This is a genomic window from Mycobacterium yunnanensis, from assembly GCF_025823185.1.
Taxonomy (GTDB): Bacteria; Actinomycetota; Actinomycetes; order Mycobacteriales; family Mycobacteriaceae; genus Mycobacterium; species Mycobacterium yunnanensis.
This window is the reverse complement of the sequence record NZ_JACKVK010000003.1, coordinates 236571-249400: the sequence shown is the minus strand read 5'-3', so window position 1 is coordinate 249400 and position 12830 is coordinate 236571. Positions and strand designations below refer to the sequence as shown.

The following is a 12830-nucleotide window of genomic DNA, read 5'->3' as shown; positions in this document are numbered from 1 at the left end:
TGGGTATATAGTGGCGGCATGAGCGTCCTGTTCGAAGTGCACGGCATGAGCTGCGCGCACTGCGTCGCCGCGATCACCTCGGCGGTGACCCCGCTGCCCGGGGTGACCTCGGTCGACGTCGCCCTGGCCGAGGGCACCGTGAGGGTCGAGGGCACCCCCGACGTCGACGCGGTCACCGCAGCCATCGAGGACGCCGGCTACGACGCGACCGCGGTGACGCCATGAGCACCGTCACCCTCTCCCTGGACGGGATGACCTGCGCCTCCTGCGCGGCGCGAATCGAGAAGCGGCTCAACAAGATCGACGGCGTGCGGGCCAGCGTCAACTTCGCGACCGAACGAGCCGCCGTCGACTTCGACGCCGGCGTCACCACCGACGACCTGGTGGCGGCGGTCCAGGCCACCGGCTACTCCGCGACGGTCGACCGCCCCGAGCGCCGGTCCACACGCCACCGCGACGACGACGAATACCGACTCCGCCTCGTGGTCTCGGCCGTCCTCAGCGTGCCCGTGCTGGCCGTGTCGATGATCTCGGCCTGGCAATTCACCGGTTGGCAATGGGCCGCCTTGGCGCTCGCCACCCCCGTGGTCAGCTGGGGCGCCTGGCCGTTCCACCGAGCCGCGCTGGTCAACCTGCGGCACGGGGCCACGACGATGGACACCCTGGTCTCCATCGGCGTGCTCGCCTCGTACCTGTGGTCGGCCGGACAGGTGTTCTCCGGAGACACCCATCACCAGCTCTACCTGGAGGTGGCCGCGGTCGTCACCACCCTCATCCTCGCCGGACGCCACTTCGAGGCCAGGGCCAAGACCCGATCCGGAGCCGCGCTGCGGGCCCTGCTGGACATGGGGGCCAAGGACGTCGCGGTGGTCCGGGGCACCACGGCGGGAGACGACTCCCGCGAGGAGCGCATACCCGTCGACCAGCTGACCGTCGGCGACGTCTTCGTGGTGCGGCCCGGTGAGAAGGTGGCCACCGACGGCGTGGTCGTGGCGGGCGCATCGGCGGTCGACGCGTCGATGCTGACGGGCGAATCGGTGCCCGTCGAGGTCGCCGTGGGCGACGAGGTGACCGGAGCCACCGTGAACGTCAGTGGTGTACTTCGGGTTCGGGCGAGCCGCGTCGGATCCGACACCCGGCTGGCTCGGATGGCCCGCATGGTCGAGGACGCCCAGAACGGCAAGGCCGAGGTGCAGCGGCTGGCCGACCGCGTCTCGGCGGTGTTCGTCCCCGTCGTGATCGCCCTGGCCGCCGCCACCTTCGCGGGTTGGCTGCTCACCGGCAACTCCGCCACGGCCGCACTGAGCGCCGCCGTCGCCGTCTTGATCATCGCCTGCCCGTGCGCGCTCGGACTCGCGACCCCGACGGCACTGCTGGTGGGCACCGGCCGCGGCGCCCAACTCGGCATCCTGATCAAGGGGCCGCAGGTACTCGAGTCGACGCGCCGCGTCGACGTCGTCGTCCTCGACAAGACCGGCACGATCACCACCGGCCGGATGACGGTCGTCGACGTCGTCGGCGACGACGAAACCCTTCGGCGCGCAGGCGCCCTCGAGAACGGATCCGAACACCCCATCGCCAGGGCGATCGCCGACCACGCCGCAGGCGCCGGCCCCCTGCTCCCGGTCGAGGGCTTCGTCAACCACGGGGGCAACGGTGTCACCGGCGTCGTGGCCGGCGCGCGGGTCGCCGCCGGCCGCCTGAGCTGGCTGCGCGACGCCGGGGCCGCCGCGCCGCCCGAGAACCTCGTGGCCGCGGCCGAAGACGCCGAATCCGGTGGCCGAACGCCGGTCTGGATCGCCGTGGACGACGAGATCCGCGCCGTCGTCGTCGTCGCCGACACCGTCAAGGACACGGCTGCGGAGGCGATCGGCGACCTGCGCCGGCTGGGGCTCACCCCCGTCCTGCTGACCGGAGACAACGAGCGCGCAGCCCGCGCGGTCGCACGCGAGGTCGGGATCGACCCGGACGTCGACGCGGTGATCGCCGGCGTACTGCCCGCCGACAAGGTGGACCACGTCAAGCGGTTGCAGTCCGACGGCAAGGTGGTCGCGATGGTCGGCGACGGCGTCAACGACGCGGCGGCACTGGCGCAGGCCGACCTCGGACTTGCGATGGGCACCGGCACCGACGTCGCCATCGAGGCCGCAGACCTGACGCTGGTCACCGGCGACCTGCGCGCAGCCGCCGACGCCATTCGCCTCTCCCGGGCGACCCTGCGCACCATCCGGGGAAACCTGTTCTGGGCGTTCGCCTACAACGTCGCGGCGATCCCGCTTGCCGCACTCGGCTTGCTCGACCCGATGATCGCTGGTGCCGCAATGGCATTCAGCTCGGTGTTCGTGGTGAGCAACAGCCTGCGGCTGCGGCGGTTCACTCCCTCGCGGTAGCCCGGCGGACCCGGAACAGCTTGACCTCGTCCTTGATGTTCTTGAGGTGGCGCGCGCCGGCGAATGACCAGGAGAACTCCTCGACGTCGCCGACGGCCTCCCGGGTGGACTCCGACACCAGGACGGCGCTGGGCCGGGCGGCACCCGTCACCCGGCTGGCGAGGTTGACCGAGTTGCCGTACCAGTCGCCCGCCCGGCTGACCGCCATTCCGGTGGCCAACCCCACCCGCAACCGGGGGAAGTCCTCGTCGGCTTCGGTGGCCTCCAGCAGATCGAGGGCGGCGCGGATCATCGCAACCGGATCACTGCTGACGAGCATCACCTCGTCGCCGATGCTCTTGACGTAGCGGACCGGCGGCTGCGCAACCTCGCGCGCCAGGTCGACGAGCCGGTGGGCCAACGCCTCGAGTTCCTCGGGCGGTACGGCTTCCCCCAACCTGGTGAACCCGACCAGGTCGGCGAAGGCGATGGTGACCAGCCGAGCGCCGGGAAGCGGAACACCTTCCGCCCGTTCGGTATTCGTCACGGCCTCGTTCTCCATGACGTGAAGCAGCTGCAGCCGCAGCGTGTCCTCCATCATCGGACCGAGCAGGGGCGCCACCTGCTGCACCAACACCTCGGAGGCCTTGGCGGTCTCCAACTCCGTGGCACCCGGCTTGAGGACGGCCGCCAGCGCGGCATACCGCATCACCTCCGCCGCACGGGTCAAGCCCTCGGCGAGCACCTGCAGGACCAACACCACTTGGTCCTCGCTGATCCCGAGCTCGAGGAAGTGGCGCGCGCTTGCGAACGCGTTGCCGTCGGACTTCGGCAGCACCGCGGCGTCCGGATCGTCCACCCGTGGCAAGCCCACCGCGCGCATCAACCGTTCCAGCAGTTGGAGATCCAGACCGCTGGCCTCACTGATCTGCCTGGCCGACACCAACGTCCCGTCGTCCCCGATGGCGGCACGCGTGGCCAGCAGCATCGGGGCGAAGGACTCCCGAATCTGGTCGGCGGTGTAGCCCCGCGCCGTCAACCACTCGACGAGCTCGGCGCGTTCGATACGCGCGGTCCCTTCCAGGCCGTCGAGCAGGCCGGCCGCGTCCAGGTCATCGAGGTCGTCCACGGGCTCAAGGTATCCGACGGGTTCTCGACTGCGATGAGTTCCGGGCCCACCGATCGTCTACACCGTCGAACCACGCTCGAAGGGAACTGTCATGACCACGCCAACCGGCCGCCCACCCATCGTCGACGCCGCGACGTGGCAAGCCGCCCGCGACGAGCTGCTGATCCGCGAGAAGGCCCACACCCGCGAGGGAGACGCGATCGCCGCCGCCCGTCGTCGACTCCCGATGGTGGAGTTCGACGGCACTGTCCCCGTCGTCGGCCCCCGTGGGCCCGTCCCCTTCGTCGAATTGTTCGACGGTCGCGACGAACTCGTCGTCTACAAGCACATGTGGCACGACGGCGCCCCGCATCAGGGGCAGTGCGGCGGCTGCACCACCACCGCCTGGCATCTCGACGATGCCGCGTACCTCGACGTCAGAGGCGTCTCCTACGCCGTGCTGACCGAGGGCGCGTGGGACGAGGTGGCGCCCTACGTCGACTTCATGGGCTACCGCGAACCCTGGTACTCCTGCCGCGGTCTCGACGGCCCAGCAGGTGGACCGATGGGTCATCTCACGGCATACCTGCGATTCGGCAACCGCACGTTCCTCACGTACTCGACGACCGCCCGAGGCAACGAACGAGTCAACGCCTCGATGGGCCTGCTGGACATGACTCCCTACGGCCGAAGTGAGGAATGGGAGGACGTTCCCGACGGCTGGCCCGCAGGGCGGCACTCGTGCTGGTACTGGTGCACCGACTCCGAGGGCAACCCGACCTGGGGCCCGACCAGCCGGCCGGTGCCGCAGTGGACCCGCCCCGGCGCCACACCGGTGACCACGCTCGGGCGCCGCGACGACGGCTGATCCAGGACCCGTCGCCCGGCTCTGCGAAGATCGACGACGATGACCGAACCGTTGCGAGAAGGCCTGTCGCCCGTCGTCGCCGACGGCACCCGTGTGCTCGTCCTTGGCTCCTTTCCCAGTGAACGGTCGCTGGCCGTCGGCGAGTACTACGCCAACCGGCGCAACCAGTTCTGGCAACTAATGGGCGCCGTCTTCGACATCGACGTGGACATGCCCTACGACCAGCGGATCGAGGCGCTCACGGGTCACGGCGTGGCGCTGTGGGACGTCATCCACAGTTGTCGCCGCGTGGGCAGCATGGACGCCAAGATCGATCAGGCGTCGGTGGTGATCAACGATTTCGCGCCGCTGCTGTCACGGCACCCTGGCATCGAGCGCATCTTCGCCAACGGGTCGACCGCCGCCACTCTGTACGCCGCACGGGTGCACACCGGGATCGAGGCCGTCCGGCTGCCGTCGAGCAGCGGTGCGCTGCCCATGTCGCTGGTCGAGAAGGCCGCGCAATGGCGCGCGGTGGTCTAGATTTCGCCCGCATTGCCGCGACTGCGCAAACAGTGACAGCGGTATAGTCGCCCTACCACGCGTCAATACGTCGGCTGCGGTTAACCCGCAGCTAACCTCGGGTCGTGGGGTGGAGGTAGCGGGTCAATGTCGATCGCAGTGCTCGTCGACCAGCCGGTGAACGGCCCCCTTCGGCGCGCCCTCGTACACGGCGGCGCCGTCAACGTCACGTGCCCTTCGCCCGCGTCGACGGCGCTCGTCATGTTCGCCAGGAAGCTGATCGGCGACGCCTTTGGCGGCCGGGATCCCGAACTCGCCCAGTTCGACCTGCCTGCCGCCGAGCACGACGCCATTCTCGCCACACTGACTTGGCGGTTCGCCCATCACCCCGAGACGACGCGCATCATCGGGGACCTCCTCCTCGAGCGCGGCGCCGACCCCGAGACCACCTACGTCGGCCCGCCGCGCCTGAGCGCGTCCACGGGCAACGTCTCCGGCGCCGACGCATGGCGTCCGTGCCGCGACACGTGGTGCTCGGCTCCTCCGGCGCAACTCGACCACTGGGTGCCGGTGTTCGACGTCGACCCCGACGACGCGATGACGCTGTATCCGAGCTACTTCAGCCGGGCGATCGCGAACGACTCGGCGAGCTACGACCACCACGATCCACGACGCGCCGGGCGACCTCGTCCCGGTCCTACCGAACCCGTCGACCCGTTCTCGGCCACCACGTTCGTCACCTCCGCCGGCGGCGTTCTGCAGTTCTCCGGTCAGCATCTGCGCTCCGACGCCCCGACCGAGTGCGACCGGACCCGGTTCGCCGTCGAGTTCGACAGCGTCGACGTCGGTGACATCCGAGCGGGCCTCGGCGCGCGCAACGTCGACGGCCGCTGTGCCGGCTCCTCGATTCGCGACTTCGCCCGCGCGGTCGACCGTGCACCGATCCCCGACGACGTGTGCGCGGCGCTCGACCGTCGCGGCGAGCCGGCCCCTGACCGCGTGCGGGACGACCGCACCCGACCCGCGTACACGGAGGCCTGAGGAACGGCCACTACGGTGGCCCCATGTCCTGCGTGTTCTGTGCCATCGTCGCCGGTGACGCGCCGGCCATCCGCGTCTACGAGGATGACGACTACCTCGCCATCCTCGACATTCGGCCCATCGTGCGCGGTCACGTGCTCGTCATCCCCAAGGCGCACACCGTGGACCTGACGGACACCCCACCCGAGACAGTGGCCGCGATGATGCGCATCGGGCAGCGGATCGCCAAGGCCGCGCGGGCCTCGGAACTGCACGCCGACGGCAACAACGTCGTCCTCAACGACGGGAAGGCGGCCTTTCAGACCGTCTTCCACATCCACCTGCACGTCGCGCCCCGCAAGACCGGGGACAAGCTGTCCTTCGCCAAGGGGTTGGTGGTCCGCCGCGACCCCGACCGCGAGGCGTCGGGCGCCATCCTGCGCGACGCCTTGGCCGCCCTCGACGCCTAGAGACCAGAGCTAGAGAGCGAGGAAGCGCCGCGCGTTGCGTTCGAGCGTGGCGTCGTCGATGCCTACGCCGTTCGGCAGGTCCTGCGGGCGGGCCACCCCCATGTCGAACGGGTAGTCACTGCCACACATCAGGTGCGATGGATCGGCCTGCGCGCGCAACAACTCCAACGTCGCCGCGTCGTGCGTCAAGGTGTCGAACCACAGGCCCGCGAACCCCTCACGGGGAGAACGGGTTTCCGCGGTGCGCACGTCCGCGCGCTTCTCCCAGCCATGCTGCCACCGTCCCACCAGCGCTGGCGCACACCCACCGCCGTGCAGCATGCAGATCCGCAGGTTCGGCAGCTCCTCCAGCACGCCACCGAGCACCAAGGAGGCTGCAGCGGTGGTGGTTTCGACGGGATTGCCGATCAGGTTGACCAGGTAGTAGGACGACAGTTCCGGCCGCGGCAGCTGCATCGGATGCACGAGCACGGCGAGGTCGCGCTCGGCGGCGGCCCTCAGCAGTTCCCGCATCGGGTCGACGTCGAACGACGTCGACCCCAGCAGCGGCGGCACTGCGATGCCGCGGACCACGTCGGTCGCGGCGATCTGGTCCATCTGAGTGCGCGCGGCGTCCGGGTCGTGCAACGACACCAGGCCCAGCCCGAGAAGCCGGTCGCCACTGTCGCGGCACACCTTGGTCAGCGCCTCGTTGAAGTCGTCGACGTAGTCGGCGACCCCTTCGGCGGCGGCGACGGGAAAGGCGAACGGCGGGGCCGAGAGCACCCTGGTGCCCAGGCCGGCCGCGTCGGTGTCGGCGAGCACCCGGTGCGGATCGGTCATCGCCTCGGTCTCGAAGTACAGCGGCAACTCGCCGAGGTACAGCTGACCGTCGCGACCGTGCATCGGAGGCACCGGCGACCCGGGCGGCAGTCCGAACAACTCCTCGGGGAGCCAGTGCGCGTGAATGTCGATCGGGCCAGTCGTCATGGCTCCACGATGCGCGACGCCGCGGCGCTCGACAATGTCACCCGCTACACATCCACACCAAAAGCCGTGGCTGCGCCGCCACGAGACCGCCGAATGACAGACTGTCGCCCATGAGCACCATTCCCGTCTGGGAGCGCTACCTCGGCATTCCGCTTCTCAAGGTCCACGACGCGATCTACCGCAAGACCAACGGCTGGGTAGGGCACAAGATCCCCGGGCAAGCGCCCATTCTCCTGCTGCACACCGTCGGCGCGAAGACCGGTATCGCGCGCACCAACGCGCTGAGCTATCTGCTCGACGGCGGGTCCTACCACGTCGTCGCGTCCAAGGGCGGAGACCCCAAGGCCCCCGGTTGGTACTTCAACCTCAAGGCCAACCCGACGGTGGAGATCAACGTCGGGCCCAAGAGGATGCCCGCGACCGCGCGCATCATCGGACCCGACGATGCCGACTACGCCCGGTTGTGGAAGTTGGTCAACGAGAACAATTCTCACCGGTACGACGGGTATCAGAAGCGCACGACGCGACCAATTCCCATCATCGCGCTGAATCCAAACTGACGGCCCGCCGTCGCACCCCAGACCTAGAACAGCTCCTTGGCGAGCAGTTCCAACGTCTGGTCGCGCGCGGGCGCGAGCCGGGGGTCGACGCCGCGGAACGCCGACCCGACGGGGTTGACCATTACCTCGTCGACGCCGAAGTGGGTGGCCAGCTCGCGCACCTGGTCGGCCGCCTCGGTGGGCGACCCGACGATGGCGCGCTCCAGGCCCGCGTCGACGATCGCCTCCTGCTGGAAACTGAGCTCGACGCGCTTGGCGTCCTCGACGAGGTCCAGGGCGCGCAACGGTTGACCGGTCCGTAGGAACGCCATCATGTGCTGGTTGGGCAGCATCAGATCCAGCGCCTCCTCCCGGGTTCCCGCGACCGAAGCGTTGACCGTCATGAACGTCGTGGGCTCGGCAAGCAGATCACTGGGCCGGAACTCCGAGCGATAGGTGGCGAGCGCCTCCTCGGTGCCCTGCCCGGAGAAGTGGTGGGCGAAGACGTACGGCAGACCCTTGGCGGCCGCGAGGTGCGCGGAGTACAGCGAGGATCCGAGTAGCCAAAGTCGCGGCTCGCTCTTGGCCGCCGGCGTGGCCTTCAGGACGTAGTTCTGGTCGAGCAGACCCCTGCTGCGCACCGCGACCCTAACACCGGTGGTGCCCATCAACGCGGCCACGTCGTCGAGGTACTGCGGAAAGTTCTCGATGTCGGAATCGTCCCTGCCGGCGGCACCGCGAAGGGCCATCGACGTCACGGGGTCCGAGCCGGGCGCCCGTCCGATGCCCAGGTCGACACGTCCGGGAGCCGCGGCCTCCAGCAGCGCGAACTGCTCGGCGACAGCCAGCGGAGCGTGATTGGGCAACATCACCCCGCCGGAGCCGAGCCGCACCTGCCGGGTCTGACCGGCCAAGTAGGCCAGCACCACCGGCGGGCTGGTCGCCGCGACGGCGGGCATGTTGTGATGCTCGGCCACCCAGTATCGGGTGTAGCCCAGCTCGTCGGCGGTCTGGGCGAGGTGCACCGTCGCCGCGAGCGCATCGGAGGTGGTCTGGTCGCTACGGACCGGGACGAGATCTAGTACCGAAAGTCGCACGCTTCATTCAACCGACGGGCCGCCGGGATCGTTCCCCGTTGGACTAATTCGCGATCGCCACGGCGGTGCTGAACACGTCGTCCAGCATGGCCGGGGTGAGGCGGCCGGTGAAGGTGTTCTGCTGACTGGGGTGAAAGCAGCCGATCAGCGACACCTCCCCCACGCCCGAAGCGAGCGGCGCGAGCACGAGGTGACCGAATTTGGGTTGCGGGCGCGGGACCGTCCCACCGCCGGCCCGCACCATGTCCAGCGCGACCTTCCACGCGAACCCGCCGAGCGCCACGATCGCGCGCACGCTGGGCCGCACCAGCTGCCATTCGGCGGCCAACCACGGTGCGCACGTCTCCCGCTCCTGCGGCGTGGGCGCGTTGTCCGGCGGCGCGCAGCGCACGGGCGCGACGATGCGGGTGCCCACCAGCACGAGACCGTCGGCGGCGTCGACGCTCAGTGGTGAGCTGGCAAGGCCGGCGCGGTGCAGGGCGGCGAACAGCACGTCGCCGCTGCGGTCACCGGTGAACACCCGGCCGGTTCGGTTGGCGCCGTTGGCCGCCGGCGCCAGCCCCACCACCAGGATGCTCGGCGCGGCGGCACCCAGACTGGGGACCGGCCGCCCCCAGTACGGCTCGCCGGCGAACGACCGGCGCTTCTCGACGGCCACCTTCTCCCGCCAGGCGACCAGCCGCGGGCAGGCCCGGCACACGCTGACCTCGGCGTCGAGCTCGGCGACCTCGCGGGCCCTGGCGGCCAGTCGACGGACCTTCGCCGCCGTCGTGGCCACCACGGTGTCGGGGCCCGCCGGATCACCGGGCCAACCGGTCCCGGGGGACACCGGTGAGTCGAAGGGCTCGCCGGTTCGCGGATGCTCGAGCGTCATTCCCCCACTGTGCCCGCGGCGGGAAGGTGTTGGCCGAGCGGGCGGACCCGCTGTTACATTCAGCCGCGACGCACCATGATCACCACCAACCGACGCCCCCTGTTCCTGATCTTCTTCGCCGCGCTGACCGCAGGGGCAGGCAACGGCATCTCCCTGGTGGCGTTTCCCTGGCTGGTGTTGCAGCGCAACGGTTCTGCGGTCGACGCGTCGATCGTCGCCATGGCGGGCACGTTGCCGTTGTTGGCGGCGACCCTGATGGCAGGGGCCGCGGTCGACTACCTGGGCCGTCGGCGGGTGTCGATGATCTCCGACGCGTTGTCCGCCGTCTCGGTCGCCGCGGTGCCGCTGATCGCGCTGACCTTCGGCGCCGGCGCGGTGAACGTGGCGGTGCTCGCCGCGTTGGCAGCCCTCGGCGCGTTGTTCGACCCGGCGGGAATGACGGCCCGCGAGACGATGCTCCCCGAGGCGGCCCGGGAGGCGGGGTGGACGCTCGACCGTGCCAACGGGGTGTACGAGGCGGTGTTCAACCTGGCCTACATCGTCGGCCCCGGCCTCGGCGGCCTGTTGATCACCACCCTGGGCGGCGTCGAGGCGATGTGGGTGACCGCCGGGACCTTCCTGCTGTCCATCTCGGCGGTCGCAGCGCTTCGGCTCGACGGGGCGGGCGTGCCCAACCGCGAGCACGTTCCGCAGGTGTGGGCCGGCGTGGTCGAGGGGTTGAAGTTCGTGTGGAACACGCCCGTGCTCCGCACGCTGGCCATCGTCGACCTCACCGCCACCGGTCTGTACATGCCGATGGAGAGCGTGCTGTTCCCCAAGTACTTCACCGACCGCAACGAGCCTGCCCAGCTGGGCTGGGTGTTGGTGGCGTTGAGCGTCGGCGGACTGGTCGGCGCCCTGGCCTACGCGGCGCTGTCCAGGCACTCGGAGCGGCGGACGATCATGCTGGTCGCCCTGCTGGTGCTCGGGGTGTCCATGACGGTCATCGCCTTCCTGCCGCCGCTGCCGGTGATCCTGGTGTTGTGCGCCGTCGTCGGGTTCGTCTACGGCCCCATCGCGCCGATCTACAACTACGTCATGCAGACCCGAGCGCCGGCACATCTGCGCGGCCGGGTGGTCGGCGTGATGGGCTCGCTGGCCTACGCGGCGGGCCCACTGGGGTTGGTCGTCGCCGGGCCGCTGGCCGACACCGCGGGGTTGCACGTGACCTTCCTGGCGTTGTCGTTGCCCATGCTGCTGCTCGCGGTGGCGGCGATCTTCGCGCCCGCCCTGCGTCATCTGGACCGTGATCCGGAGACCCCGGTTTTCGACTGATCGATGGGGGTAGTCACAGGACGAATGTGACGCACACCACAATCGAGGTCCGCCGTGTACCAACAAGTTCTCGACCCAGTCGCCGGTTCTCTCGCCTGGAGCGCAGTGGTGGCGGCCATCCCATTGCTGCTGCTCTTCGTGCTGCTGGGCGCTCTGAAGATGACGGCATGGGTGGCGTCGCTGATCTCACTGGCGGTGTCGCTGGCCATTGCCGTGGTGGTCTACGGCATGCCGGTCGGTCAGGCACTCCTCGCCGGCACCGAGGGCGCGGCGTTCGGCTTCTTCCCCATCCTGTGGATCGTCATCAACGCGATCTGGGTGTACCAGATGACGGTCGAGACCGGTCACTTCGACGTGCTGCGGCGCTCGTTCGCGAGCGTCAGCGACGACCAGCGGGTGCAGGCCATCATCATCGCGTTCTCCTTCGGGGCGTTGATGGAGGCGCTCGCCGGCTTCGGCACCCCGGTCGCGGTGACGTCGGTCATGTTGATGGCGTTGGGTTTTCAGCCGATGAAGGCGGCCGTGCTCGCCCTGGTCGCAAACACCGCGCCGGTTGCCTTCGGCGCGATGGCCACCCCCATCGTCACCCTCGGCCGGGTCACCGAGCTCCCGGTCGACACGCTCGGCGCGATGATTGGTCGCCAGACGCCGCTGCTCGCGCTGTTCGTCCCGCTGGCTCTGGTGGCGATCGTGGACGGTCGGCGCGGTCTGCGGCAGACCTGGGCGGTGGCGCTGGTGTGCGGCGTGGTGTTCGCCGCCGCGCAATACGCCACGTCGAACTTCGTCTCGGTCCCGCTGGCGGACGTGGTCGCCGCCTTGGTGTCGGCGGCCGCCGTGGTCGCGATGGTGCGAATCCGGCGCCCGGCTCGCACCGCCGACGTCCCCGCACGGGTCGGCGCAGCGGGCTCTACCCAGATGCCGGACGACGCCGAGGTCGACGACTCCCGCGCCGACGTGGTTAAGGCCTACGCGCCCTACGGCATCATCATCGCCGTCTTCGTAATCTGCCAGATCAGTGCGGTCAAGAAGCTGCTGGACCGCGCGACGATCTCCTTCGCCTGGCCCGGCCTCGACGTGGTCGACGCCGACGGCGATCCGCTGAACTTGGCGAAGTTCACCCTCAACCTGCTGACCACACCAGGCACCCAGATGCTGGTCGCAGGACTGCTGACCATGGTCGCACTTCGGCTCTCGGCGCCAAGGGCGCTGAAGGCCTACGGTGCGACGCTGCACCAACTTCGGTGGGCGATCGTCACGGTGATGCTGGTGCTGGCGCTTGCGTTCGTGATGAACGTGTCCGGCCAGACCATCACCCTGGGCACATGGATGGCCGGGGCGGGAACGGCATTCGCGCTGCTCTCGCCGATCCTGGGTTGGCTGGGTGTCGCGGTCACCGGGTCGGACACCTCGGCGAATTCCTTGTTCGGTGCCCTGCAGGTGACCGCGGCCAACCAGGCCGGGCTCTCGGAGGTGCTGATGGCCGCCTCCAACAGTTCCGGTGGCGTGTTGGGAAAGATGATCTCGCCTCAGAACCTGGCCATCGCCGCGGCGGCGGTGGGACTCGACGGCAAGGAGGGCGAGATCTTCCGCCGGGTCGTGCTGTGGAGTCTGGGCTTCCTGCTCGTCCTCTGCGCGCTGTCGGCGCTACAAGCCTCGCCCATCTTGTCGTGGATGGTGCCATGACACTCGTAGCATCGACCT

At 69.6% G+C, this 12830-nt stretch carries 13 protein-coding genes; 9 read left to right on the top strand and 4 right to left on the bottom strand.

From position 1 onward, the window contains the following. Nucleotides 1-18: 18 nt before the first annotated feature. Together H7K45_RS04915 and H7K45_RS04910 are read left to right on the top strand one after the other, a co-directional pair. On the top strand, nt 19-225 hold the full coding sequence (locus H7K45_RS04915) for a cation transporter (protein ID WP_263994650.1): 207 nt from the start codon (nt 19-21) through the stop codon (nt 223-225). Then, nucleotides 222-2390 carry a heavy metal translocating P-type ATPase gene (locus tag H7K45_RS04910; protein WP_263994649.1) on the top strand — a complete coding sequence of 723 codons (2169 nt, stop codon included), beginning with the start codon at nt 222-224 and terminating at the stop codon, nt 2388-2390. The genes H7K45_RS04915 and H7K45_RS04910 overlap by 4 nt, the downstream gene beginning before the upstream one ends. On the opposite strand, the gene H7K45_RS04905 is transcribed toward H7K45_RS04910, so the two are convergent. After that, nucleotides 2374-3498, bottom strand: a complete 1125-nt coding sequence (locus H7K45_RS04905; protein ID WP_263994648.1) for an adenylate/guanylate cyclase domain-containing protein — start codon at nt 3496-3498, stop codon at nt 2374-2376. The two genes, H7K45_RS04910 and H7K45_RS04905, sit on opposite strands and share 17 nt — an antisense overlap. 91 nt (nt 3499-3589) lie before the next feature. Here H7K45_RS04905 and H7K45_RS04900 point away from each other — a divergent pair, with 91 nt between their 5' ends. From H7K45_RS04900 to H7K45_RS04885, 4 genes are all read left to right on the top strand, one after another. Beyond that, complete coding sequence (locus H7K45_RS04900) at nt 3590-4345, top strand: DUF899 family protein (RefSeq protein ID WP_263994647.1); 756 nt, start codon at nt 3590-3592, stop codon at nt 4343-4345. Between the two features lie 39 nt (nt 4346-4384). After that, entirely contained in the window at nt 4385-4867 is a 483-nt protein-coding gene (locus H7K45_RS04895) for a DNA-deoxyinosine glycosylase (protein WP_263994646.1), read from the top strand. A gap of 126 nt (nt 4868-4993) precedes the next feature. Further along, complete coding sequence (locus H7K45_RS04890) at nt 4994-5887, top strand: hypothetical protein (RefSeq protein WP_263994645.1); 894 nt, start codon at nt 4994-4996, stop codon at nt 5885-5887. A 23-nt stretch (nt 5888-5910) separates the two neighbouring features. Continuing rightward, a complete protein-coding gene (locus H7K45_RS04885; RefSeq protein WP_263994644.1) occupies nt 5911-6336 on the top strand; it encodes an HIT family protein in 426 nt (141 codons plus the stop codon). 9 nt (nt 6337-6345) lie between these two features. On the opposite strand, the gene H7K45_RS04880 is transcribed toward H7K45_RS04885, so the two are convergent. Continuing rightward, nucleotides 6346-7305 carry an amidohydrolase family protein gene (locus H7K45_RS04880; protein WP_263994643.1) on the bottom strand — a complete coding sequence of 320 codons (960 nt, stop codon included), beginning with the start codon at nt 7303-7305 and terminating at the stop codon, nt 6346-6348. A gap of 110 nt (nt 7306-7415) precedes the next feature. On the opposite strand from H7K45_RS04880, the gene H7K45_RS04875 reads away from it, so the two are divergent. After that, nucleotides 7416-7865 carry a nitroreductase family deazaflavin-dependent oxidoreductase gene (locus H7K45_RS04875; RefSeq protein ID WP_263994642.1) on the top strand — a complete coding sequence of 150 codons (450 nt, stop codon included), beginning with the start codon at nt 7416-7418 and terminating at the stop codon, nt 7863-7865. A 23-nt stretch (nt 7866-7888) separates the two neighbouring features. Here H7K45_RS04875 and H7K45_RS04870 read toward each other — a convergent pair whose 3' ends face one another. Continuing rightward, nucleotides 7889-8941, bottom strand: a complete 1053-nt coding sequence (locus H7K45_RS04870) for an LLM class flavin-dependent oxidoreductase (protein WP_263994641.1) — start codon at nt 8939-8941, stop codon at nt 7889-7891. A 43-nt stretch (nt 8942-8984) separates the two neighbouring features. Next, entirely contained in the window at nt 8985-9815 is an 831-nt protein-coding gene (locus H7K45_RS04865) for a uracil-DNA glycosylase (RefSeq protein ID WP_263994640.1), read from the bottom strand. Between the two features lie 75 nt (nt 9816-9890). Here H7K45_RS04865 and tap point away from each other — a divergent pair, with 75 nt between their 5' ends. Beyond that, nucleotides 9891-11129 (top strand): multidrug efflux MFS transporter Tap, encoded by a 1239-nt coding sequence (gene tap / locus H7K45_RS04860; protein WP_263994639.1) that lies wholly within the window; start codon nt 9891-9893, stop codon nt 11127-11129. Nucleotides 11130-11183: 54 nt separating this feature from the next. Then, on the top strand, nt 11184-12812 hold the full coding sequence (locus H7K45_RS04855; protein WP_263994638.1) for an L-lactate permease: 1629 nt from the start codon (nt 11184-11186) through the stop codon (nt 12810-12812). Nucleotides 12813-12830: the final 18 nt, after the last annotated feature.